Origin of the sequence: Xanthomonas euvesicatoria (assembly GCF_013112235.1) — a bacterium.
In the GTDB taxonomy this organism is placed as follows: domain Bacteria; phylum Pseudomonadota; class Gammaproteobacteria; order Xanthomonadales; family Xanthomonadaceae; genus Xanthomonas; species Xanthomonas euvesicatoria.
Genome location: NZ_JABFFS010000001.1, coordinates 953,027 through 976,636 on the forward strand (window position 1 = coordinate 953,027; position 23,610 = coordinate 976,636).

19 protein-coding genes are annotated in these 23,610 nt (G+C 66.9%); 5 read left to right on the plus strand and 14 right to left on the minus strand.

What is annotated here, in order from left to right; genetic code table 11:
- The first annotated feature begins 1 nt into the window (after position 1).
- Positions 2–2,710 carry a glycoside hydrolase family 3 protein gene (locus tag HLH45_RS04015; protein WP_033479407.1) on the plus strand — a complete coding sequence of 903 codons (2,709 nt, stop codon included), beginning with the start codon at positions 2–4 and terminating at the stop codon, positions 2,708–2,710.
- A 148-nt stretch (positions 2,711–2,858) separates the two neighbouring features.
- Positions 2,859–4,331, plus strand: a complete 1,473-nt coding sequence (locus HLH45_RS04020; RefSeq protein WP_033479405.1) for a mannitol dehydrogenase family protein — start codon at positions 2,859–2,861, stop codon at positions 4,329–4,331.
- Positions 4,332–4,412: 81 nt separating this feature from the next.
- Here the strand turns inward: HLH45_RS04020 and HLH45_RS04025 are convergent, their stop codons facing one another.
- Positions 4,413–4,802, minus strand: coding sequence for a bleomycin resistance protein (locus tag HLH45_RS04025; RefSeq protein WP_008577813.1), 390 nt, complete (start codon positions 4,800–4,802; stop codon positions 4,413–4,415).
- A 108-nt stretch (positions 4,803–4,910) separates the two neighbouring features.
- The gene (locus tag HLH45_RS04030) at positions 4,911–5,321 is read right to left on the minus strand and encodes a hypothetical protein (protein ID WP_008577812.1); all 411 of its coding nucleotides are present in this window, start codon (positions 5,319–5,321) and stop codon (positions 4,911–4,913) included.
- A 238-nt stretch (positions 5,322–5,559) separates the two neighbouring features.
- Here HLH45_RS04030 and HLH45_RS04035 point away from each other — a divergent pair, with 238 nt between their 5' ends.
- The 3 genes from HLH45_RS04035 (at position 5,560) to HLH45_RS04050 (ending at position 8,051) form a co-directional block, all read left to right on the plus strand.
- A complete protein-coding gene (locus HLH45_RS04035) occupies positions 5,560–5,718 on the plus strand; it encodes a DUF2256 domain-containing protein (RefSeq protein WP_011349095.1) in 159 nt (52 codons plus the stop codon).
- Positions 5,719–5,942: 224 nt separating this feature from the next.
- The gene (locus HLH45_RS04040) at positions 5,943–6,476 is read left to right on the plus strand and encodes a hypothetical protein (protein WP_033479412.1); all 534 of its coding nucleotides are present in this window, start codon (positions 5,943–5,945) and stop codon (positions 6,474–6,476) included.
- A gap of 552 nt (positions 6,477–7,028) precedes the next feature.
- Positions 7,029–8,051 (plus strand): Kelch repeat-containing protein, encoded by a 1,023-nt coding sequence (locus HLH45_RS04050; RefSeq protein ID WP_008577993.1) that lies wholly within the window; start codon positions 7,029–7,031, stop codon positions 8,049–8,051.
- A 132-nt stretch (positions 8,052–8,183) separates the two neighbouring features.
- Here the strand turns inward: HLH45_RS04050 and HLH45_RS04055 are convergent, their stop codons facing one another.
- The 12 genes from HLH45_RS04055 to galB form a co-directional block, all read right to left on the minus strand.
- On the minus strand, positions 8,184–8,930 hold the full coding sequence (locus HLH45_RS04055; RefSeq protein ID WP_008577994.1) for a TetR/AcrR family transcriptional regulator: 747 nt from the start codon (positions 8,928–8,930) through the stop codon (positions 8,184–8,186).
- Positions 8,931–9,141: 211 nt separating this feature from the next.
- Positions 9,142–10,578, minus strand: a complete 1,437-nt coding sequence (locus tag HLH45_RS04060; protein WP_046932446.1) for an aldehyde dehydrogenase family protein — start codon at positions 10,576–10,578, stop codon at positions 9,142–9,144.
- Between the two features lie 102 nt (positions 10,579–10,680).
- Entirely contained in the window at positions 10,681–11,820 is a 1,140-nt protein-coding gene (locus tag HLH45_RS04065) for an MFS transporter (RefSeq protein WP_033478785.1), read from the minus strand.
- Between the two features lie 78 nt (positions 11,821–11,898).
- A complete protein-coding gene (locus HLH45_RS04070) occupies positions 11,899–12,540 on the minus strand; it encodes a hypothetical protein (protein WP_008573857.1) in 642 nt (213 codons plus the stop codon).
- Between the two features lie 4 nt (positions 12,541–12,544).
- Positions 12,545–13,993 carry an aspartate aminotransferase family protein gene (locus tag HLH45_RS04075; RefSeq protein ID WP_029820780.1) on the minus strand — a complete coding sequence of 483 codons (1,449 nt, stop codon included), beginning with the start codon at positions 13,991–13,993 and terminating at the stop codon, positions 12,545–12,547.
- Positions 13,994–14,004: 11 nt separating this feature from the next.
- The gene (locus HLH45_RS04080; protein ID WP_008573853.1) at positions 14,005–14,685 is read right to left on the minus strand and encodes a class II aldolase/adducin family protein; all 681 of its coding nucleotides are present in this window, start codon (positions 14,683–14,685) and stop codon (positions 14,005–14,007) included.
- Entirely contained in the window at positions 14,672–16,318 is a 1,647-nt protein-coding gene (locus tag HLH45_RS04085) for a xylulokinase (RefSeq protein ID WP_008573852.1), read from the minus strand. Before HLH45_RS04085 ends, HLH45_RS04080 begins: the two co-directional genes overlap by 14 nt.
- Complete coding sequence (locus tag HLH45_RS04090) at positions 16,318–17,235, minus strand: TorF family putative porin (protein WP_008573851.1); 918 nt, start codon at positions 17,233–17,235, stop codon at positions 16,318–16,320. Before HLH45_RS04090 ends, HLH45_RS04085 begins: the two co-directional genes overlap by 1 nt.
- An 82-nt stretch (positions 17,236–17,317) precedes the next feature.
- A complete protein-coding gene (locus HLH45_RS04095; protein ID WP_008573850.1) occupies positions 17,318–17,764 on the minus strand; it encodes a DUF2147 domain-containing protein in 447 nt (148 codons plus the stop codon).
- A 511-nt stretch (positions 17,765–18,275) separates the two neighbouring features.
- Positions 18,276–19,313, minus strand: coding sequence for an SMP-30/gluconolactonase/LRE family protein (locus HLH45_RS04100; RefSeq protein ID WP_008573847.1), 1,038 nt, complete (start codon positions 19,311–19,313; stop codon positions 18,276–18,278).
- 211 nt (positions 19,314–19,524) lie between these two features.
- The gene (locus HLH45_RS04105; protein WP_033478784.1) at positions 19,525–20,709 is read right to left on the minus strand and encodes an endo-1,4-beta-xylanase; all 1,185 of its coding nucleotides are present in this window, start codon (positions 20,707–20,709) and stop codon (positions 19,525–19,527) included.
- A gap of 47 nt (positions 20,710–20,756) precedes the next feature.
- Complete coding sequence (galB, locus tag HLH45_RS04110) at positions 20,757–23,528, minus strand: beta-galactosidase GalB (RefSeq protein ID WP_008573843.1); 2,772 nt, start codon at positions 23,526–23,528, stop codon at positions 20,757–20,759.
- Positions 23,529–23,610 lie beyond the last annotated feature (82 nt).

A 23,610-nucleotide genomic window follows, 5' to 3' on the forward strand; every position in this document is an offset into this window, starting at 1 on the left:
CATGCCTTCGCATCCGCCCGCCCCGTTTCGTTCGCTCGCGCAGGGTGTCCTGCTCGCACTGGCATGTACCGCAGGCGCTGCCCATGCCGCGACACCGCCGCCGTATCTGGATACACAACGCAGTTTCGAACAACGCGCGGCCGATCTGGTCTCGCGCATGACGCTGGAAGAAAAGGCCGCGCAGATGCAGAACGCTGCGCCGGCGATTCCGCGCCTGGGGGTGCCGGCCTACGATTGGTGGAACGAGGCGCTGCATGGCGTGGCGCGCGCCGGCGGGGCGACGGTGTTCCCGCAGGCGATCGGCATGGCCGCCACCTTCGACCTGCCGCTGATGCACGAGGTCGCCACCGCCATCAGCGACGAGGCACGTGCCAAGCATCATCAGTTCCTGCGCCAGAACCAGCACGCGCGCTATCAGGGGCTGACCTTCTGGTCGCCGAACATCAATATCTTCCGCGATCCACGCTGGGGCCGCGGCCAGGAAACTTACGGCGAAGATCCCTTCCTCACCGCGCGCATGGGCGTGACCTTCGTGCAGGGCCTGCAGGGCGAAGGCGCCGACGCACCGAAGAACGCGCAAGGTGAGCCGTACCGCAAGCTTGACGCCACCGCCAAGCATTTCGCCGTGCACAGCGGCCCGGAAGCCGATCGTCACCACTTCGATGCGCGCCCCTCCCAGCGCGACCTGTACGAGACCTACCTGCCGGCGTTCGAGGCACTGGTCAAGGACGGCAAGGTGGATGCGGTGATGGGTGCCTACAACCGCGTGTACGGCGAGTCGGCCAGTGCCAGCAAGTTCCTGCTGCAGGATGTGCTGCGCCAGCAATGGGGCTTCAAGGGCTACGTGGTGTCCGATTGCTGGGCAATCGTGGATATCTGGAAGCACCACAAGATCGTCGCCACCCGCGAACAAGCCGCCGCGCTGGCGGTCAAGCATGGCACCGAACTGGAATGCGGGGAGGAGTATTCCACCCTGCCGGCGGCGGTCCGCCAGGGCCTGATCGACGAGGCGCAGATCGACACCGCGTTGACGACCTTGATGACCGCGCGCATGCGCCTGGGCATGTTCGATCCGCCCGGGCAGTTGCCGTGGTCGACGATTCCCGCCTCGGTCAACCAGTCGCCGGCGCACGATGCGCTGGCGCGGCGCACCGCGCGCGAATCGCTGGTGCTGCTGAAGAACGATGGCCTGTTGCCGTTGTCGCGGGCCAAGCTCAAGCGCATCGCGGTGATCGGCCCCACCGCCGATGACACCATGGCACTGCTCGGCAACTACTACGGCACGCCGGCCGCGCCGGTCACCGTGCTGCAAGGTATCCGCGCCGCGGCCCCGAATGCCCAGGTGCTGTACGCGCGCGGCGCCGACCTGGTCGAGGGGCGCGACGACCCCGCCGCCACGCCGCTGATCGAACCGCAATACCTGCGGCCGTCGGCCAACTCGCCCGAACGCGGTTTGCGGGGCGAGTATTTTCGCAACCGCGATTTGTCCGGCACGCCGGCCCTGGTGCGCGTGGATGCGCAAATCGGCTTCAAATGGGACCGCGGCTCGCCGACCGACAATCTGCTGGCGCGTGGCGAGGCTGGCCCGAGCGAGGCGGTGCCGGCGGACAACTTCAGCATCCGCTGGAGCGGCCAGCTGGTCCCGCCGACTACCGGCACCTACCACCTGGAAGCAGCCGCCGACGACGGCGTGCGCCTGTACCTGGACGGCAAGCCGGTGATCGACCGTTGGAGCACCAGCGACCGCCTGCACGCCGATGGCGTCGACGTGCAGCTGCAGGCCGGCCGTGCCTACCAGGTGCGGCTGGAATACTTCGAAGGCGAGCGCGATGCCGGCGTGCGCCTGGCCTGGCGCCAACCCGGGGCCAAGCCGCCTTTGCAGGAGGCGCTGGACGTGGCGCGCAGCGCCGATGTGGTGGTCTTCGTCGGCGGCCTGACCGGCGATGTCGAAGGCGAAGAGATGAAGGTGAACTACCCCGGATTTGCCGGCGGCGACCGCACCGACCTGCGCCTGCCCAAGCCGCAGCGCGACCTGCTCGAAGCCTTGCAGGCCACCGGCAAGCCGGTGGTGGCGGTGCTGACCACCGGCTCGGCGCTGGCCATCGATTGGGCGCAGCAGCACCTGCCGGCGATCCTGCTGGCCTGGTATCCCGGCCAGCGCGGCGGCACCGCGGTGGCCGACACGCTGTTCGGCGATGCCAACCCGGGCGGCCGCTTGCCGGTGACGTTCTACAAGGAAAGCGAAACCCTGCCGGCGTTCGACGACTACGCCATGCGCGGCCGCACCTACCGCTACTTCGGCGGCACGCCGTTGTATCCGTTCGGCCACGGCCTGTCGTACACGCAGTTCGCCTATTCCGGCCTGCGCCTGGACCGCACCACCATCGCAGCCGATGGCTCGCTCACTGCCACCGTCACGGTCAAGAACACCGGCCAACGCGCAGGCGATGAGGTGGTTCAGCTGTATCTGCATCCGCTCACCCCGCAACGCGAACGTGCCGGCAAGGAATTGCACGGATTTCAACGTATCGCCCTGCAGCCGGGCGAGCAGCGCGCGTTGCATTTCACCCTCGACGCAAAGAACGCGCTGCGCATCTACGACGCGCAGCGCAAGGCGTATGCGGTGGACCCAGGCGCCTATGAAGTGCAGATCGGCGCCTCCAGTGCAGATATCCGCGCCAGGCAGCGCTTTACCGTGACCGACAAGTAACAGCCGCCCACACTCTGGCCATGCGGCCGTGGATCGACAACTTCTTCGGCCACGATTGCTGCAAATCCCCTTTCCTTGCGGGAAAGGGGTTGGGGTGAGGGTTCGGCGCAGCCCTTCCTCCAAACACTCCTACCTCACAGGCGACACGATGCAAGCACCACGTCTTTCGCGCGACACCCTGGCCACATTGCCGCCGGTGGTTTCAAGGCCCAGCTATGACCTGGCAAGAACCACCATCGGCATCGTGCATCTCGGCGCAGGCGCCTTCCACCGTGCTCATCAGGCCGTCTATATCGACGACCTGCTTGCCGAAGACCCCAGCTGGGCCATCAGCGCCGTCTCGCTGCATCGCCCGCACGTGCGCGATGCCTTGCGCCCACAGCATGGTCTGTACACCCTCGCCCTGCTCGACGAACACCCGCAGCTGCGCGTCATCGGTGCCATCCGCGAAGTACTGTGCGCCGCAGACGAACACGCCGCCGTGCTCGCGCGCCTTGCCGACCCGGCAGTGCGCCTGGTCACGCTGACCATCACCGAGAAAGGCTATTGCCTGGCCGGCGACACGCTCGACCTCTCGCATCCGGACATCGCCCACGACATCGCCCATCCCGCGAGTCCACGCAGTGCCATCGGCTACCTCGTCACCGGCCTGCAGCGGCGCAGGCACAACGGCACCGCGCCGTTCACTGCGTTGAGCTGCGACAACCTCACCGACAACGGCACGCTGCTGCAGCGCGCGGTCGTGCGGCTTGCAGAACAGACCGACCCCGCGCTTGCGCAATGGATCACGCAGCATGCAGCGTTCCCGCGCTCGATGGTCGACAGCATCACGCCCGCCACCGATGACGCGCTGCGCACGCGCGTACACGACCAGCTTGGCGTGCACGATGCCTGGCCGATCCAGCGCGAGCGCTACAGCCAGTGGGTAATCGAAGACCGCTTCTGCAATGGTCGCCCCGCATTCGAGCGCGTGGGCGTCACCCTGAGCGAAGACATCGCCGGCTACGCGCGCGCCAAGCTGCGTCTGCTCAACGCGCCGCACTCGGCGCTGGCCTATCTCGGCAGCCTGCTGGACCTGGAAACCGTGGCCGAGGCCATGCGTCACCGCGAACTTGCCGCATACGTGGAAACGTTGATGCGCGCGGAGATCGCGCCCACCCTGCAGGCCATGCAGGGCTTCGATGCGCAACGCTACAGCGACGCCATCCTTGCCCGTTTTCGCAATCCCGCCATTGGTCACCTGCTCGCCCAGATCGCCTGGGACGGCTCGCAGAAACTCCCGGTGCGCCTGCTCGGCACGATCGGCGACGCACTCGCTACCGGCCGACCGATCCAGCGCCTATGCCTGGCCGTTGCGGCGTGGCTGCATTTCGTCCGCAGGCAGGCGCACAACGGCGTTCCGCTGACCGACCCGTTGAACGATGTCCTCAGCGCGCTTGGCCGCAACGCGACTGGCGATGCAGGTCATGATGTCGCTGATTTTCTGACATTGGAGGCGGTGTTCGGATCGTTGCCCGCAGACGCACGTTTTCGTGCGTCCTTGCAGGCGGCTTATGCAGCGCTCGGCATGGCCACCCCTGCTGAAGTGACACACGCCCTTGGGTCGATGGGTGACGTGTAAGACGGTGCACAGCACCATCTCATTGGCGAGCGGTGGAATCAGGCGGGGCGAGCAGTGCAGTCGCCTCGCCCACGCAATGCATCACCCGGACGCGATCACCTGCCCGATCCGCAGCAGATTGCCGCTCTCATCGACGATGGCGAACTCACGCATGCCCCAGGGCTTGTCGCCAACCGGGTCGAGCCCTGGAATGCCTTGCTCGGGCAAGGCGGCAAGCTTCATCGCTGCGTGGACGGCATCCACATCGCCTACCCTGATGTAACAGCCCGCATAACAGCCGGCCGGATCCAGGTCCGGATGCGCGAAGAAGTGCAGCTCCACATCGCCACGTCGCAGGATTGCGTAACCTGCATCATGCGGATGCGCATCGCCGACAAAGCCCAGCTGCCGATAAAACGCCACCGTCTGCGGAATCGAACGGCTCGGCAGGGTCGGGATGGTTTGCGTTTCTACATTGATGCCGGTGTCCATGACCAACCTCCGTGTGTCCAAGCTTCAGAAGCGCTTATGTGAGCAGCTCGATGGAAGTGACAGGCTCGCTCCCCACGCGCCTTAAAAGTCCTGGCGGCGGTTACGGTATCAAACCGTATTCGGTCGCGTGACGCCACGCGTCTCCGACAGACGCATCAGCACTACGATCACCAGGACCAGAAAGCTCAGCTCCCATACGTAGAAGGCTGCGCCTATCCGGTCGATCATCACTTCGTGTCCGGCTTCGTTTTTCAGATAGCGGGTGGCACGAAAGGTATCCATGCCGATCAGGCATGCCGACAGCAGCAGGCCCAATGCCGTCCTATCTGATTTGAAGAGGTAACAGAGCCACGCACTGAAGAACAGCAGGTTGCCTAACCAGGCGACGCATTGGCCGTCGAGCACCTGGATCCAGCCGAACAGGAGCAGGACAACGCCGCTCACGTGCTCGGCACCACCATGCAGTGCAGGAAGGCAGAGTGCGGCAACGTACAAAAGGGCCGACGCGACCAGCAACAATGTTTTCACGCACGTCCTTGTTTGAGAATGTGAGCGTGCCGCCTTGCGATGTCCGAGACATGCCGCCAAACCGCTTCCTGCGAACTATAACAAAGCGTGCGCGCCGGTCTCCCCGCCCATGTACTGCTGTGTTCTGGGCAGCTGCCTGCATGAAGTCCGAGACGGCATTTTGCAGTGGACCTCGCTATGACATGCTTGCATCCCGCTGCACCGACACGTGTCCCAGTCCTTCCAGCCTATGGCAACACGCAAAAAACAGGATCTACCGGAGAAGGTCTGCGTGCAATGCGGGCGGCCGTTTCGTTGGCGCAAGAAGTGGGAGCGTGTGTGGGACCAGGTGAAGTACTGCTCGGACCGATGCCGGGGCGACAGCAAGCGCCACCGCTCCACGGCTTAGTCGGCACTGCCTCGGACCGGGGGCATGCCGACAAGAGACGGGCCTGTGCCGCCGCACCTCCGAGCGCAGCACGCACAAACGCGCGTTAACGATACCGCTATTTCTTCCCTGCACGCTGTTTCGTGCCGCCGGACTTGGCCGCACGCTTGCTCGTGCTGCGCTTGCTGGCGACGGCCATGTTGTCCACCAGATTCGGATATGGGCGGCCTGCGGCTTTTGCGCGCTTGCGGGCCTGGGTCTTCTGCGATGCAGACAGTGGCTTGGAGCGCGAAGCGCTCTTTGGGCTGGACGTGCTCCAGGGCGCGGACGTCTTGCCTGCACGCTGTTTCGCAGCTGTGGAGGTGCTCTTCTTCTTGGCCGCAGTGCGCCTTGATGGCGCTTTCTTGGTCGCGCCTTTCTTCTCAGCCGCGCTGCTCCTTGCTGCAGCTTTCTTGCTTGCCTTGCTTGCCTTGCGTGCGACCTTGGACGATGCAGTCTTTCTGGCAGAGGCGCTTGCGGCCGCCGTTTTTTTCGTGGTGCGCTTATTCGGTGCGGTCTTTTTTGCGACTGTCTTTTTTGCTGACTTCTTGGTCGCCGTTTTTTTGGCTGCGGCTTGCCTGGTTGCACTCTTCTTTGCTTTAACCTTCTTTACAGCAGTCTTTTTCGAGCCATTTCCGCTGCTGGCGCCCTTGGTCGCGCTTGCCTGGTGCAGGCGCGCGTACACACGCGCTGCCCAGCGCTGGCCTGCATCGCCGCCCCAGAGCAGCCAGGCGATGTAGCCGGCCGATGGCGCCTTGGCATCCGCCCAGCCCTTGCCGCTCTTGTCCACGCTGTGTCGCGCGAAGTACGCATGCATGCGTCCAATGGTCTGTGCAGACAGCGACGTTTGCGCGGAGAGATCGCGCGCACGCGCCACACCAACGGCGGTACCGCCACGGCCGTGCTGCTCGCGCAGGCGCAGTCCACGCGCCGCTGCAGCGGCGACGCTCTTGGGCGGCGTTGTCGCCGAACGGGAAGTTGTCGGGGAACGCGTCACGCAGGTCTCCTGTCATTGCGGTCGCGGTAGTGTTTGCATACGCGGTGCTGTCGGACGTGAAGAGCCGGCGTCTCCCCTGGCACTTGCAAGCAGCAAAGGCACTGGGTTTGATGAAGTGCGCTGCGTATCCGGCTGCAACACCGCAATGCAGATGATCGACCACTGCCATCGTCAGCGTGGTGACAGCGCTGCACTGTCGCGGTCGCTACGCGCGTCGCGGCTCTGTCCGCTTTCTGCTATGGCGGTGCGTCGACAGGTAAGTAGACTGGCCGCTCTTTGCAACCAAGGAACACCGATGCATCGCTTGGCAACGTCTTTCTGCGCGGTGTTCCTGCTCGTGGTGACCGCAAGCATGCCTGTCAGCGGGCAGGCCAATGACCTCGAACCAGCCGGATCGACCAGCAAGCAGCAATGGCGCGCGGTGCAGGCGCAGGGCGAGCCGCACGCACGCCACGAAAACAGCATGGCCGCCATTGGCGAGCGCCTGTATTTGCTCGGCGGTCGCGGCGAACGCCCGCTGGATATCTTCGATACCCGCACCCGGCGCTGGTCGCGCGGCAGCGCACCGCCATTGGCGGTCAACCACGCCCAGGCGGCGGTCTGGGCAGGCAAGCTCTATCTGGTGGGCGGGTTTACCGGCGACTATCCCAACGAAGCGGCGTTGACGCATCTGCTGATCTACGACCCGGCCACCGACCGCTGGCAGACGGGCGCGGAGATTCCTGCCGATCGCCGCCGCGGTTCGGCCGGTACCGTCGCGCACGACGGAGTGCTGTATCTGGTGGGTGGCAATACGCGTGGCCACAACAGCGGCTATGTGCCCTGGCTGGACGCCTTCGACACGCGGACCCAGCGCTGGACGCGCCTGCCCGATGCGCCGCATGCGCGCGATCACTTCCAGGCCGTGGTGCTCGACGGCAAGCTCTACGCGGGCGGCGGGCGCCGGTCTTCGCACGACACCGGCGACACGCTGTCGCAAACGATCCCGCAGCTGGATATCTACGATCTGCGGCAGGCCACCTGGTCGGTGGCCGATGCCACGCTGCCCACCCCGCGCGCGGGCGCGGCAACCGTCGCGCATCACGGCCGGGTCATGCTGTTGGGCGGCGAAAGCACGACCCAGGTCGCCGGCCACGCCGAGGTGGAGTCCTACGACCCGGCCACCGCGCGGTGGGAGACCGGTCCGGCCTTGCCGCGCGGCAGGCACGGCACGCAGGCGGCACAGGTGGGCGAGGATCTGTACATCGCCGCAGGCAGCGGCAACCGCGGCGGCGGACCGGAACTGCAGGATCTGCTCATGCTGCCCTCAGTGCCCTGAGCGTTGCATGCGGCGCGGATGTGCTTGCGGCATTCAGCGCCTGCGAGCAGCCGCATTGCACCTGCCAGATGCCTCGGTGCAGGGAAGGCGCGTCCTTCGCAGGCTCTGACGACCGCGCCCGCTGCCGGCCCATCACCCAGCGCGGTTTGAACGCCGTGCCGGTGGCGAACCTCGCCGGCGCTCCACAGCGCTGCCTTTCGGCACATCGGCCGTTGCATCGCGCAACTGCTCGACGTGGCCGGCGATCATCGTGCCGACTGTCTCGGCCACCGCACGGCTGCTCAGTCGCACATCGAACAGCAGCTCCACGGTCGCATAGATCAGGTCCACCACGATGCGGCTGACCAGACGCAGTTGGCGCGGGTCTGCATCGGGAAAGAATTCGGCGAGCATGCGCACCTGCGCCTTGGTGACCTGCGCGTGCGAGTCCAGGCGCACCTGCTGCAAGGCCGGCACCGCACGCAGCGCGCGCAGGATCCAGACACCGCCCTCGGTGGCCTTGGTCACCCGGTAGGTCTCCAGCACCAGGCCGGTCAGCGCCTGCTGCACCTGTTCGCGCGAACCGGACATCGCCTGCGGCGTGATCCACTTGGGCACCAGCGCGTTCTGCCGCTGCATCAGGCGCGTGCCGAGCTCGGACAACAAGGCATATTTGTTGGGAAAGTAGCGGTACAGCGCCGGTGGCGTCAGTCCGGCATGCGCACAGACCAGATTGGTGGACAGCCGTTCCACGCCGACATCGCCGAGCAATTGCGCGGTCACCGTCAGGATATGTTCGTAGGTCTCGGTCGCGCGATGCTGGGCCGGGAGCTTGTTGCCGGTCAGCCTGGGCGCAGGCGCCTTGAGCGGCGCTCGCGGACGGGACTTGGTCGTGGACATGGGCGGGGGATTCCTCGAACACGGAGTGATGCGTCGGCCAGACCACCGCGACTGCACCTGCGCCGTTGCGTCGCTGCTGCATTGCGCCGGCCAGGCGGCGTCCATCGTCTGCAGTAGCGCCATGCCACCGCCAAGCCATGCGCCTGCACGGCCGGTGTTTGCCAGAGCCACATCATACGCGCTGCGTCGCGGGCGATCTGTGCCGCGCGCGTCATCGGCGGGCCAGCCAGGCGGTCAATGCGGTGGCCACGCGGTGCTGCCAGCCCCGATACGGCGGAAAGAAGGCCCGCGCGGTCAGCAGGCGGCCGCCGCGCAATACCGCACGTTCGTGCGAAAACGCCTTGAATCCATGCATGCCATGCGCGCTGCCGATCCCCGACTGGCCAATGCCGCCGAACGGCAAGCCGGTGTGCATGAATTGCTGCAGGCAGTGATTGACCACCACGCTGCCGGAGCTGCTGCGCGCCAGCACGCGGGCGACCTGTGCGGCATCGTTGCTCCACAGATACAGCGCCAACGGCTTGGCGGCGGCGTCGAGCCCGGCGAGCACGGTGTCGAGATGGTCGAAGGTCACCACCGGCAGCACCGGGCCGAAGATTTCTTCCTGCGCGATGCGCGCGTGTTCCGGAACATCGGCCAGTACCGTCGGGGCGATGAAACGCTGCGCCACGTCATGCTCGCCGCCGGCCACCAGCTCGGCACCGGCAGCGCGCGCTTCATCGATCAGGGCCGCCAGGCGCGCCGCATGGCCGACATGGATCATGCGCGCCAGGTCGGGGCTGGCAGCCACCGCCGCCGCGCTGCTGCCGTAGCGCTGCGCCAGCAGTTCGCGGCACCGCTGCAGCAGCGCCGTGCGGACCTCGCGATGCACGAACAGCGTATCGGGCGCGATGCAGGTCTGCCCGGCATTGACCAGCTTGCCCCACACCAGCACCTGCGCGGCGCGTTCCAGGTTGGCGCTGCGGTCGACGATGGCCGGCGATTTGCCGCCCAGCTCCAGCGTCACCGAGGCCAGCTGGGCGGCAGCGGCGGCCATGACCTGCCGCCCCACTGCCGGTGAGCCGGTGAAGAACACATGGTCGAACGGGCAGGCCAGCAAGCGCTGCGCAGTGGCCACCCCGCCCTGCACCATCGCCACTTCGGAAGGGTCGAACGCCTCGGCCAGCAGCTCGCGCAGCACCGCGTTGACCTGCGGGGTGAATTCGGACGGCTTGAGGATGGCGGTGTTGCCTGCCGCCAGCGCCGAGACCAGCGGCCCCAGCACGGTGGCAACCGGATAATTCCATGGTCCGATGATCAGGCAGCGGCCCTTGGGCTGATAGCCGATCTGCGCGTGCGTGCCCAGCGTCAGCAAGGTGGGCGACACCTTGCGCGGGCGCATCCAGCGCGGCAGCCCGGCGATGGCGGCGGCGATTTCGTCGACCACCGGCAACAGCTCGCTCAGCTCCACTTCCAGTGCCGGCTTGCCGAAGTCGCCGGCAAAGGCGGCATACAGGGCCTGCCGCCGCGCCAGCAGCGCGCTGCGCAACGCGCGCAGGCGCTCGCGCCGCTGCGCGGCGGTGGAACTGCGCCAGGCCGCGGCCACCGGCTGCTGGGCGGCGAACAGTGCCGCGATGTCCTCGGCGCAGACGTCCAGGTCAGCGTGCATGACGCGCACGCCCCTGCTGCAAGCGCACACACTGCAAACGCATCCGCGACCGGCGCGCCGGACGCGCCGGCACGCTGCGGCCCATTCCGCACACGCTGTCGCTCATCGATCCCCCCTGTTCTGCTGCGCTCCGGCCGGCGCCCGGCGGCGCTGGTCGCGGCCGGCTGCCGCCGCCAGGACCGCCGCCAGCAATGCGGCGGCCAGACTGAACGCCGGTACCGGAGCCGGATCATCGTGCTGTAGCAGCAGCGAAGCGAGCAAGGGGCCGGCTGCCGATCCCAGCAACTGCACCGCCGGCACCAGCACCGCCACCCGGCCATGCGCGTCGGCACCGAACGCCAGGCCCACGTGGAAGGGCATCAGGAACATCCAGACCAGGCCGAAGCCCACGCAGGCAACCGTGAACGCGGCAGTGCCGGCCGGCGCCGCACGCGCCATGATGGCCGCCACCGCTGCCAGCACCAGGCTGCCGACCACCAGGGTGCGCGCGTGACCGAGCCGGCGCACCCACCAGATCGCCGCCAGCGCGCCGACGATCTGCATCGCCAGCACCAGCGAGGTGTGCGCCTGCACCGCCCCGGCATCCAGGCCCGCGCGCAACCCCAACGGTTCCAGGTACGCCCACAGCGCGCCGGTCGCGGCCATCTGCACGAAGGCAATCAGCAAGGGCAACAGGGTTGTCGGCGACCAGCGCACGCGGCTGGCCGGCGCGGTTGCGCTCACCGCAGACAGGGTCGCCGGCAGCAACGGTGTCAGCAGGGCCGCGCACAGCGTCACCGCGCCCAGCGCCACGAAACCGCCTTTCCAGCCGGTGGACGGCAGCACCCACAATGCCAGCAGGTTCGCCAGTGCGATCTGCGCCACCGCCTGGGTCAGCATGAACACCGCGGTGACCCGATCCGGCTTGGCCGCGCGCACGATGGTCAGGGTCGCCACCCACAGCAGCAGCCCCTCCGCCAGGCCGGCAGCTGCGCGTACCAGCACGAATGCGGTGTCGCCGACCGCCTGGGTGGTAGCCAGGTCCAGCAGTGCCGCCAACAGCGCCGCCAGCACGGCGACCTGGCGCTGCCAGCGGTGCGGCAACAGCGCATCGCCCAGCGCCACGCCCAGGCCGAGCGCGACGATCTCCCCCATTGCCACGATGCCCACGCCGGAGAGCGTGATCAGCTTCTGCTCGACCAATGTTCCCAGCAGGATCGGCTGCACGCCCAGGATGAGCAGGGCGATCGAACCGATCAACAAACCGGACGGCAACCCCTGCGAGGCGGGAACGGCCACGGCGGACAACGCGGGTGGATGACTGCTGCGCATGCGATGCCCTCAGTAGGCCGTGCTTTCGGTGGGCAGGGCGCCATTGGCAAATGCGGCGCTCGCACGTACCTGGTCCTTGCGCAAACGCCCGTTGGCGATGCGACGCACCCACCACGGCAGCTGCCGGGTGGGTCCTCCGGTGGCCGCCGCCAGCACATACGCCTTGGCGCACTTTTCGAACAACGCGATGTTCAGCGCCAGGCGACGCGCACTGGTACCCAGGCACAGCGGCCGCCGTGCCACCAGCACGGCATTGCCGATCGCCCCGGCCAGCGTGGCCGCCGCGTCGGCCGCGCGCACCGGCGGCGGCATCGGCCCCAGATGCCGCGCCTGTTCGTCGAACACCTGCGGCAACGCGCCGCCGCAGTCGGCCAGGCAGTGGCCGAAGGCACCGGCCGACCACGCCACCGCCCCCACATCGCCACGCTGCGCATAGACCTGCGCATGCAGGCGCTGCGCCGCATCCAGCGCGGCATCCTCGCGCCAGTCCAGCAGCAGCGGCGTTGACGCGGTGGCGCTGCCGATCCACATCTGCGTGGCGCCCGGGCAACGCAACGACAAGGCCGCGTCATCGTCGCCGAGCAAGTGGGAGGCCTGCAGCCGTTCGCGGGTCTGCAGCCAGGTGTCGCGCAGGGCATCGGTGGCGTTCATCGGCTCAGACCAGTGCAAAGACATCGTCGAAACGGTTCAGGGCCTCGTCGATCACCGCATCGGTGTCGGCCATGCTGGTGTAGATGCGGCTACCGGCCAGGGTGATCAGGCCGTGCGCCGAATACGCCGCGCCCATCTCTTCCATCATGTGCTTGCGCGCCTTGGCTTCGTTGCGCACGCGCCAGAGTTTGTAGAGGTTGCCGGTGTCCAGCAGCAGCACGCCGGAGGTCTGCAGGTGCACGATCGAGCCCATGTTGTAGACCACGTACGGCAATCCGCGGCGCTGGATGATCGCCTCCAGACCCGCACGCAGGCGATCGCCGGCGCGACCGGCGCGGCCGGCGGCATCGTTCTGCTGCGCTTCCAGCAACGCGTAGTAGCCGGCCACGCAGGACAGCGGATTGGCCGAGAGCGTGCCGCCGACAAAGGCGCGCCGCGCGGTCGTGCCGATGCCGCCCACCAGGCTCATCATGACCTCGCGGCGGCCCCCGATCGCCCCGGCCATCGGATAGCCGCCGGCCAGGCACTTGCCCAGCACGGTGATGTCCGGCGCAACGCCGAAGTAGCCTTGCGCACCGCCGGGGCCCAACCGGAAACCGGTGACCACTTCGTCGAAGATCAGCAGCGCCCCGAACTCGTCGCACAGCGCGCGCACCTGGCGGTTGTAGTCCGCATGCACCGGGCGGGTGCCGCTCTCCGGCCCCAGCGGTTCCAGCAGCACCGCCGCGGTGCCGCCGCGCAGGCGATTGAATTGCAGCTTGCGGCGCAACGCGTCCAGATCGTTGGGCAGGCATTCCTGGGTATGCGCGGTCGCCCCACGCGGAATGCCGATCGCTTCCATGCGGCCGGTGCCGGGCAGGCGCAGGCCGTACACCAACTGGTCGCTCCAGCCGTGATACGCACCGCCGATCTTGATGATCCAGCGCTTGCGGGTATACGCGCGCGCCAGGCGCACCGCGCCCATCACCGCCTCGGTTCCCGAACCGAGCAGGCGCACCATCTCCACCGCCGGCATGCTGGCGCAGACCAGCTCGGCCAGTTTGACCTCGTATTCGTGCAGCAGTCCGGTCACCGGTCCGCACTGGTCCAGCACCTCGTTGACGCGTGCGCGCAACGCCGGCGGGTTGGAGCCGAGCAAGGTCGGTCCGCCGGCCTGCAGGAAATCGATGTAGCGGTTGTCGTCGACGTCGGTCAGGTAGGCGCCCTCGGCGCTGCGCATCGCCAGCGAGAACGGGTAATTGAAGGCCAGGTTGTGCTGCACGCCGCCGGGAATCACCCGCTGCGCGGCGTCGCCCAACTGCTTGGAGCCTTGGCAGCGCTGCTCGAAGTAGCGCATCACCTTGTCCATGCCTTCGCGCCGGACCGGCCGCATCGGCTGTTTGACCAACGCATCGAAGCGGCGATACAGCTGGTCCACATCGGGCCATTGCGAAATCGCGGAAGTCACGCTCATTGTCGGTGCCATCATGTCTGGGAAAGGGAGGACGCGCCGGACGTGTGCCGGCTGGAATCCAGCGCCGTCAGCACCCGCTGCAGGCCGGCCGCGAGGTCGGGCTCGCGCGCCGCACGCGCCTGGATCTGCGTCTGCAGGTGGCTGCGCGCGACCAGCTCCAACGCCTCGACCACGGTGACGGCCGCCTCCAGGTTGGTGCCGCAGCAGACCACGCCGTGATTGCGCAGCAGATAGGCGTTGACGGTGGGCTGCAGCTGCCGGGCCAGCAGGCGGGCCAGCAGGCCGGTGCCCGACGGCATGTAGCCGGCGATCGGAATCCGTGCGCCGAGCAGGCGGCGCAACGCCGGTTGCGTCACCTCCAGCGGCGCGCCCAGCAGGGTGCAGGCGCTGGCGACCGGCTGGTGGGTGTGGATGCTGCAGCCCACGTCCGGGCGCCGCCGCATCACCTGCGCATGCAGGCCGGTTTCGACCGACGGCGTGCGCGTGCCGTCGAGCTGGTGCAGGTCCTTGGTGCGGACGATGCAGATATCCTCGGCCTGCATGCTCAGGTAGTCGATCGCCGAAGGGGTGACCGCGAAACACTCCGCATCGATACGCAAGGCGACATTGCCGCCGGTGCCGGCCAGATAGCCGCGGCGCGACAGTTCGATGCACAGCGCCACCACGCGCTGGCGTTGTTCAAGGGCAAACATGCGCGGCGACCTCCGGGGCGGCGGCAGGCGTGGAGGGATTGAGCCGTCGGTAGATCGGCGCCAAGGTGCGCTGCAGATCCTTGAATACCGCGTAGCGGTCGTCGTACAGCGCACGCGTGCCCGCATCCGGCTCGTAGACCCGCCGGGGTCGCTGCAGTGCCGCCAGATCGCCGAAGCCGAGCCGGCCCAGGCCGACCCCGGCGATAAAGGCCGCGCCGACCGCATTGGCCTGGATCGGATTGTGCAATTGCCGGATCGGCCGGCCGCTGACATCGGCGATGATCTGGCACCACAGATCCGACTGCGCGCCGCCACCGACCGCGGCAATCGTGCCTGGGTCGCAGCCGAGCAGGCGCGCGAACGGCTCCATCATCCAGCGCGTGTTGAACGCCACCCCTTCCATCACCGCGCGGATCATGTCTTCGCGGCTGTGCATCAACGAGAGATTGATCAGACCCGCACGCAGGCTCGGGTCTTCCACCGGCGTGCGTTCGCCGAACAGCCAGGGCATGTAGATCAACCCGTTGGACCCTGCGGGCACGCGTGCGGCGATGCGATTGAGCACTTCATAGACGTCCGGGCGCTGCTCGTCGCTGAGCAGTTCGTCGGCATGGAACAGGATGCGGTCGCGCAGAAAGGACAGGTTGGCACCGGCGGTGGTCTGCAGGGCGATCGCCAGATAGCGCCCTTCCACCGCGCACGGCACCGCGGCGATCGTACTGCGCACGTCGGTTTTCATGCGCGGCACATGCGCGCCCAACCACGACGAGGTGCCCAGGTACAGGTGCGCGGCGTGGTCTTCCACCGCCGCGGCGACCGCCACGGCCGACGTGTCGATCGCGCCGGCCACCACAACGGTCTGCGGCGACAGGCCCAGCGCCTGGGCCACCTGCGGCAGCAGCGGACCCAGCACGGCAGTGGAAGGCACCAGGTCCGGCAACTTGTCGCGCTCCACGCCGACCATGTCCAGCAGGCCCGCGTCGTAGCGAATATGGTGCGGGTCGCGATTGTCGGTGACCCAGGTGGTCAGCATCGAATCGGGAGTGGCGCAGAACCGGCCGGTCAGGCGCAGGTTCATGTAATCGAGCACGTTGAGAAACTTGTGCGTGCGCTGGTAACGCACGGGCTGGTGATCGCGCAGATAGGCGATGTGGCCGGCGCAATCCTTGCCGCTGCGCGCAGGCGCGCCACCGCTCAGGCGCAACCATCGCCACAGGCGCAGGGGATCGTAGCCGCGCACATTGAGCCAACGCCCCTGCAGACGCCGGGCGATGGCCGCCTGGCCGCGCATGTCCAGCCACAGCATGGCGCGCCCGAGCGCCTGGCCGTTATGGTCCACGCAGACGGTGCCTTCGCCCTGGGTCGAGCAACACACGGCCACCACGCGTCGGCGCAGCGCCGCATCGCCCTGCACCACGGCAGCGGCGGTGGCGCTGAACGCGTCCCACCACGCGTGCGGGTCTTGTTCGGCAGCGACGCCCTGCACGTGCAGTTGCACCGGTTCGAACGCCCAGGCGAGCACCTTGCCGTCCAGCGTCACCAACGCGCATTTGCAGCCTGAGGTTCCCAGGTCCACCGCCAGCACCAGCGGCGCATTGCCGCCGGTGTCGTCTGCGAGCGTTTGGGTGCGCATCAGAACGTGTAGCCGATCGAGAACACCAGCGCATCGCCGTCGGTCTTGCGGATACGCTCGCCGTCCTGCACCCAGTACAACTGGTGCGCGTTGGTGTTGGTGGTCAGCCAGTCCAGGTTCCAGTCCAGGCCCCAACGCCGATGGGTGATGCCGATCTGGTAATCGGCGAAGTTGCCTTCGCGAAAGTTGGCCAGTTTCTGGTAGCCGGCATGCAGGCGCAGCGTCGTGGACGGCAGCAGCGAGGGCAGCAACGGCACCTGGGTATTGAGGTCGGCCAACACGGTGCCACGCGAATCCTGTTCGCCGCGCGCGTAGCACTGCAATGCGGCGGTCGGATCGATCGAGAAGCGCAGGATCTGCCCGCACACGCCGCCGGTATCGGCACCGCGGTAGGTCTTGGACACTACATACAACACGCGCCCTTCGACGATGCCGTAGCCCAGCTCCATCACGGCGAAGTCGCTGTTGTAGTTGGTCGTGCGCACGTCGGTCGGCGTGCCGGTTTCCAGGTCGATGCTGTGCGGCGCCATGAAGCGTGCGCCCGGGAATCGCTCGGTGGCCAAGCCCACGCCAGCGTGCCAGCCGTCCGGATTGCCGAAGCGATAGCCGCCCGCCAGGGTGACGCCCAGGCCGTCGCCATTGACGAACTGCTTCTTGCTGACCCCGGCCACTTCCAGCAAGGCGACCAGCCCGCTGGCATGCACGAACTGGGTGCTCCACTTGGCCGAGGGCCGCATCAACGAATCGGAGATGCCGCGCGTGCGCTGTTCGCTCATCAGCTTGACCTGGTTGTCGAACTGATAGGTCGCCACGCTGCCTTCGCTGGCCGGGTCGGCTTGCTGGGCCTGCGCCGGCAGGCAAGCCGCACCTTGCAGCAACGCACACGCGACAACCGCGCCGACATGGATCTTCGCCATCTGGATTCCCCCGGTGGATGTGAGTGAGAACCGCCGCGATCGCGGCGGCCGGTGCTGCGCGCGCATGTGGCGCTGGCCGCAGCTAGTGGCTGGCGCACACCGGCGTGGATGGCAGGGCCTGCACGCGGGTAAACAGCATGTTTTCGCCGAGCACTTCGGCGCCGATGAACGCGCGCAGGGTCAGGCTGTCGCCCTTGCTACGCAGCGTGGCCTTGTAGCGCTTGCCGCTGCGCGGATCGAATGCCCAACCCTCGCGCCAGGTGCCGTTGTCGTCGCGCTCCAGGCGCGCGATCTGCACACCGCAGGTGTCCTTCGGCGTGCCGGCGTCCTTGTCCCACACCACCTTTCCGCACATCGCGCTGGCGGCATCGGTACACGGCGCAAATGCGATGACGGCGTCCTTGGCCGCAGTCAGCCACAGGCCCTGTACCGGCGAGGACGCTGCCGCCAGCGCAGGCATCAGCGGCAGCGCCGCTACGACAACGCACGCCAGGGTGCGCAGCAACCGGGAAACGCAAGCTTCGTTCATTGCCGCAACCCCGCGGGCAACCCGCTCATGACAGTAGTGAAAACTACCGTATAGCGATGATTACCTTTTTGCAACAGGCTCAAGCGTGGCGATTGCCTGGACAGCTGCACGCCTTGGCGCAGCAGGCGTTGCGCGGTGCAAGAGCGATTCGGTGCACGCCTGTTTTGACGCGCCGCACCACGGTTGCGGTCGCCAACGTTGGTGCGGCGAGCCAGGTAAAAGGCCTGGCTCGCAGGCGCTGCGGCCGGCGGTCGGAGGTGCGGGCACCACGCTGCTCGGTAAGACCGGCAGCGGTGGCGCTACGGGCGAGGACGCGTCGTGCGGGCGCGCGTCATGGCCGCTGGCCTTGTCTGCAAGCAAGCGGCCTGTGGCGGCTGGACGATTGACCGAGGCAGTACACAAGGCAGCCGACACGGCGGCAGTACCAGGCGATTGGCGCTGCGGTCAGACACGCATGCGGCCAGACGTGCGTGTCCATCGCGAGGCGATGCAGCGGCATCGCCGCGATCGTCTAGCGCACGAACTGCAGGCCCAGCGACTTCACGCGCACGCGCGCCAGCATCGCGTGCGAGGTCATGTACAGCGTGTGGCCATCGTTGCCGAAGGCGCAGTTGGAGACGGCCTCGCCGGTGGCGATGCGACCCAGGCGTTGGCCGGCGGGATCGAAAACGATCACCCCGCCGGGGCCGGTGGCAAACAACGTACCGTCGGCGGCAACCGCCATGCCGTCGGGCAGGCCGGGAACATCCTTGGCGATCAGGTCGGACGCATCGGCGAACACGCGCTTGCCGGTGACGGCACCCTGTGCATCCAGTGCATACGCCATCCAGATCGGCCGTTGCGGATCGGAGTTGGAGACGTACAAGGTGCGCGCATCCGGCGACAGGGCAATGCCGTTGGGAAAGCTCAGGCTATCGTCCAGCAGATGCACGCTGCCATCGGTGTCCAGGCGATAGACGCCATTGAAGCGCAGCTCCTTGACCGGCGATTTATCCAGATCCTTCAACCCGTACGGCGGGTCGGTGAAGAACACCACGCCATCGCTGCGCCGCACGACATCGTTGGGGCTGTTGAAGCGGTGGCCCTCGAAGGCAGTCGCAAGCGGTGTCTTCTTGCGCGTGACCGGATCGAGCCTGGCCAGGATGCGCGTGCCGGAATCGGCTAGCAGCACCGTGCCGTCGGGCTCGGCGTACAGACCATTGGCGCCGGCTTCGCGCAGCGTGGGCAGTTCCGGGCCGGTGTAGCCGGAGGGCGAGAGCAGGACCGACAGGCCGGCCTGTTCGGACCAGCGATACAGCTTGTTTTCCGGCACATCCGTAAACAACAGATAGCCTCCCTTGCGTACCCATGCCGGGCCTTCGGACCAGGTGAAGCCTTCGGTGAGCTTCTCGATGCGCGCATCGCTTGCCACCACATCACCGAAGCGGCGGTCGAATGTCTGCAGCTGGCCGATGGCCGCAAAACGCGGCGTCGGTGGAGTCTGCTTGGTGCAGGCAGCAAGCACCGCCAGCAACGGCACGGCCAACAGCAGATAAGACGGCAAGCGCATCGGTCAGTCCTGTCTCATGGTTGGGGGCATGATGCCATCATGCGTGTGCAGGCGACTGCGCATAGCGGCCACCAATGCATCGCGCGCATGCATCTATGAGGTGCACGGCACGCAGGAATGCGGTGTTTCGAGCCATCCATGCCGCACCGAACATCGGCCGTGCTCGCCTGTGCCCGGGCTTGGTGGTCAGCAGCTCTTGGGCCGGCAGCCGCTAGCGTGCAGCGGTTGCGGTGGGCACGGCCAACACCGCATCCAACGCCGGCTTGGGTTGATGATTGCGATCGAACAGCAGCGGATAGTTGGTGCGCCCAGGTACCGGGTAATCGTTTTTCCACGACATGTCATCGCTGACGCCCCACACGCTGACGCGCGCAATCTTGTCGCGCTTGCGCCAGAACAGCGCGACCAGCTCGGCATACCGGTCGCGCAATTGCGCCTGCACGTCGGCAGGCAAACCATCGCGATAGGGGTCGAGAAAGCGCTTGAATTCCGGCAGCTGAAACTGCTTGTGCGCCATGCCGGTGCCGATGATCTGGCCTTCCTTGGTGAGCGGCAACACATCGATGTCCAGCTCGGTGATCATGACCTTGACGCCAAGCGCAGCGTACGCATCGATCGCGTCCTCGATGTCGCGCAAGCTGGGGTAGTTCAGCCCCCAATGGCCTTGCATGCCCACGCCATCGATACGGACACCGGCCTGCTGCAGCATCTTGACCATGCGCACGATGCCATCACGCTTGGCCGGCCGCCATGCATTGAAATCGTTGTAGTAGAGCTGCGCATCCGGTGCATAGCGCTGTGCGAAGGTGAAGGCATTGCGGACCACCGTGTCGCCGTCGCCCACGCGCTGTACCCAGTTGGTCGAACGGTAACTGCCGTCTTCGTCGATGATTTCGTTGACCACATCCCAGGCTTGCACCTTGCCCGTGTAACGCCCGGCCACCGCCGCGATATGCGCACGCATGCGTTCCAGCTGCTGTGCCGGCGTATTGGGCCGACCATCGGCGGTAGTGAAGAACCACTCCGGTGTCTGGTTGTGCCAGACCAGGGTGTGACCGACCACGAACTGCCGATTGCGCTGTGCGTAGGCCACGAATGCATCGGCTGCACTGAAATCCTGCACCCCACGACGCGGCGCCACCACTTCGGCCTTCATCACGTTTTCCGCGGTCACCGCATTGAAGTGACAGGCCGCCAACGCAGCGGAGGCTGCGTCCTTGCCGGAGACGATATCGGCATTGACGGCAGTCCCCAGCAGAAACCCTTGCGCATACGCCTGCTTGAGCGAGGTGCCGGGCGTCCCGCATGCGGCCAAGGCCTGCAGCGTGCACACTGCACTGAGGCCGGCGATCAGCAATCCCAGGCGTTTGGTGAGGTTGGCGCGGTTGATGTGCATGGGCAGGTCCGTTGAGAGGTCACAGGTTTCGATTGCACTGGATCGCATCACTGCACCGCCACCTGGGTCTGTGCGGCTTGCAACGTGTCCGATTCCACATGCACGGTGATCGTGCCACGCGCCCCGGCCTTGGCACGCACGATCGCCAGGCACAGCCCATTGAAGGCATGACGTTGCGACGCAGCGAACGTTTCCAGATTGGTGGGGTCGCCGTTGTCGGTGGCCACCAACTCGCCAGGGCCTTCGATGCGGAAGCGCAGGCGGTCGCCCGCGGTCGGTGCGGGACGTCCGTCGCGATCGAGCAGGCGCACGGTGATGAAGCTCAGGTCTTGTCCGTCGCCGCGGATACTGCCCCGATCCGGCGTCAGCTGTATGCGCGCGGCGCGGCCTGCCGTCTGCACGCGCTCGCTGGCCCACGGCTTGCCGTCCTTGTACGCCTGCACCCGCAATTCGCCCGGCTGGTACACCACCGCGTCCCAGCGTAGCCGGTACTGCCGTGGCGCCTTGCGCTTGCGCCCCTGCGAAACGCCGTTGACGAAGAGTTCGGCCTCGTCGCCGGAGGTGAACACATGCACGGGCGTGACCTGTCCTTCGCGCCCTGGCCAGCTCCAATGCGGCAGCAGATGCGCCACCGGCAGTTCCGGACGCCAGCGCGACTGATAGAGCCAGTAACGGTCCTTCGGGAAGCCGGCCAGATCGAAGATGCCCGAGTAGGAACTGCGCGAGCTGTAATACGGGGTGGGCTCGCCCAGGTAATCGAACCCGGTCCAGACGAACTCACCGGCCACGTAAGGGTGTTGATCCAACGCAGCGAACACCTTGTCCGCGCTGGAGCCAAAGTCCACCGCATGCAGTTCGTACGCGCTGACCTGATGCGCCACCGAATCGCCGCCACGGCCATCGCGTACCGGTGCGCTGTTGTCCGCAGTGACCGGAAACAGGTACACGCCACGACTGCTCAGTGCCGAGGCAGTCTCGCTGCTGACAATGGCCTTGTGTGGAAACCGTGCATGGAACGCGGGGTATTGCGGCGGTTTACGGATGCGCTCGGTACCCTCGAACTCGGCTGCATCGCGGATGCCTTCGCCCTGGTAATTGAGGCTGACGACATCCAGCGCAGCGGGCAGCGGCATCTCGGGCGAGGCGTAGTTCATCGCCACCGTGGCCGGGCGCGTCGGGTCTTCTGCATGCACGATGGCGCGCAGCGTGCGCGCAATCGCCGCGCCCTGTTGGCCGGTGTATTGCTCGCCAACCTCGTTGCCCACGCTCCACAGCATCACCGAGGGGTGGTTGCGGTCGCGGCGCAGCATCGCGCGCAGATCGGCGGCATGCCACTGCGGAAACACCAGATGAAAGTCCAGCGGGGTCTTCTTCATCTCCCAACTGTCGAACACCTCATCCACCACCAGCAGACCCATGCGGTCGGTCAGATCGAGCAATTCGGGCGCAGGCGGGTTATGGCTCATGCGGATGGCGTTGGCGCCCATCTGCTGCAGCAATTGCAACTGTCGCTCGGCGGCGCGCCTGTTGAACGCTGCACCGAGCGCGCCCAGGTCGTGATGATTGTTCACCCCGCGGATCGGCACGTGCTCGCCGTTGACCAGTAGGCCCTTGTCGGCGTCGAACACGATGCTGCGAATGCCGAAGCGGGTTTCGTAGCGGTCCACCACGCGTCCCTGTTGGTCGACCTCGGTGACGGCCACATAGCGATGCGGGTGCTGCGTGGGTGGAGGCCCCCACAGGCGCGGGGCATCGATCCGGGTGCTGCCTTGCACCTGCGCCGTGCCGCCGGCAGGGACGCTGATGGGCTGCGCTGGAATGCGCGCGACCGCTTCGCCACTGGGCCGGTCGCTTGCATCGTCGAGCAGATAAATCGCTGTGCGCACCTGCGCCTGGGTTGCGCCGCGGGCGGCGTTGTCCAAGGTGACGGTCAGCTGCACCTGCGCCGCATCGGCCGAGACGTGCGGCGTGGTCAGCTGCGTGCCCCAGTGCGCGATATGCAACGGCGCCGCTTTGGTCAGCCACACGTTGCGATACAGCCCGCCGCCCGGATACCAACGCGCCGACTCGGGCGGGTTATCCAGGCGAATGACCAGTTGATTGCGCTTGCCTGCAATCACATACGGCGTCAGATCCACGCGCCAGGAGCTGTAACCGTACGGCCAGCCGCCGACAAGCTTGCCGTTGAGCCAGACCGTGGCGTAAGACATCGCACCATCGAGATCCAGAAACATCGCGCGGCCGCGATCGCTGGCCGGGATGTCCAGGCTCTTGCGATACCAGCCGATGCCCCAGCTCGGCAACCGACCCATGCCACCGTAAGGCCCATCTGCCAGGAACGGCCCGGCAATGGCCCAGTCATGCGGCAGGTCCACGGTTTCCCATGCGCTGTCGTCGAAGTGCGGCTGCACATACGCCACCGTGCTGCCCGGATTGCCTGGAGGGCGTATGTGCCGTTGGGCCGGGTCTGCGATCAAACCGTTGGCGGTGGGCAGGATCCACGGCTTGAGCACGCGCACGGCGGGCGCATCGATGAGCTGCGCTTGTTCCGGCTGCGCATCGGCCACCCTGCCATCGCTGCTGCGCACCACCTGCGGGCGCACATCGTAGTCCAGGATTTCCTGGTTTGCGGGCGGGTCGCCACGATGAAAGCGCCACTGCGCATCCAGCGAAATACGTTCGCGCGAGGCGTCGCTGGCAGCGTGCGGTGCTGCGATGATGGGCCATGCACTGCAGAGCCAGAAAAGCCCCGTGCAGGCACGTACTGCATAACCTGCGCGCAGCGCTCGTGTGACGTTGTGCTTGGCGTGTGCACGCATCAGTTCACCGATCCTGCCGCTGCGAAGGATGCAGTGGCGCCGCGTGCGCACGCCTCGGCACTGCCGCCCTCCGTTTACGCCA

Excerpts from the sequence above, each read along its gene's own strand:
- HLH45_RS04090 (WP_008573851.1), bottom strand. The coding sequence starts at position 17,235 with ATGGCGAAGATCCATGTCGGCGCGGTTGTCGCGTGTGCGTTGCTGCAA.
- galB (WP_008573843.1), bottom strand. The coding sequence starts at position 23,528 with ATGCGTGCACACGCCAAGCACAACGTCACACGAGCGCTGCGCGCAGGT.
- HLH45_RS04070 (WP_008573857.1), bottom strand. The coding sequence starts at position 12,540 with ATGAACGCCACCGATGCCCTGCGCGACACCTGGCTGCAGACCCGCGAA.
- HLH45_RS04035 (WP_011349095.1), top strand. The coding sequence starts at position 5,560 with ATGGCAACACGCAAAAAACAGGATCTACCGGAGAAGGTCTGCGTGCAA.
- HLH45_RS04055 (WP_008577994.1), bottom strand. The coding sequence starts at position 8,930 with ATGTCCACGACCAAGTCCCGTCCGCGAGCGCCGCTCAAGGCGCCTGCG.
- HLH45_RS04015 (WP_033479407.1), top strand. The coding sequence starts at position 2 with ATGCCTTCGCATCCGCCCGCCCCGTTTCGTTCGCTCGCGCAGGGTGTC.
- HLH45_RS04105 (WP_033478784.1), bottom strand. The coding sequence starts at position 20,709 with ATGCACATCAACCGCGCCAACCTCACCAAACGCCTGGGATTGCTGATC.
- HLH45_RS04100 (WP_008573847.1), bottom strand. The coding sequence starts at position 19,313 with ATGCGCTTGCCGTCTTATCTGCTGTTGGCCGTGCCGTTGCTGGCGGTG.
- HLH45_RS04080 (WP_008573853.1), bottom strand. The coding sequence starts at position 14,685 with ATGTTTGCCCTTGAACAACGCCAGCGCGTGGTGGCGCTGTGCATCGAA.
- HLH45_RS04060 (WP_046932446.1), bottom strand. The coding sequence starts at position 10,578 with ATGCACGCTGACCTGGACGTCTGCGCCGAGGACATCGCGGCACTGTTC.
- HLH45_RS04020 (WP_033479405.1), top strand. The coding sequence starts at position 2,859 with ATGCAAGCACCACGTCTTTCGCGCGACACCCTGGCCACATTGCCGCCG.
- HLH45_RS04085 (WP_008573852.1), bottom strand. The coding sequence starts at position 16,318 with ATGCGCACCCAAACGCTCGCAGACGACACCGGCGGCAATGCGCCGCTG.
- HLH45_RS04095 (WP_008573850.1), bottom strand. The coding sequence starts at position 17,764 with ATGAACGAAGCTTGCGTTTCCCGGTTGCTGCGCACCCTGGCGTGCGTT.
- HLH45_RS04075 (WP_029820780.1), bottom strand. The coding sequence starts at position 13,993 with ATGAGCGTGACTTCCGCGATTTCGCAATGGCCCGATGTGGACCAGCTG.
- HLH45_RS04025 (WP_008577813.1), bottom strand. The coding sequence starts at position 4,802 with ATGGACACCGGCATCAATGTAGAAACGCAAACCATCCCGACCCTGCCG.
- HLH45_RS04050 (WP_008577993.1), top strand. The coding sequence starts at position 7,029 with ATGCATCGCTTGGCAACGTCTTTCTGCGCGGTGTTCCTGCTCGTGGTG.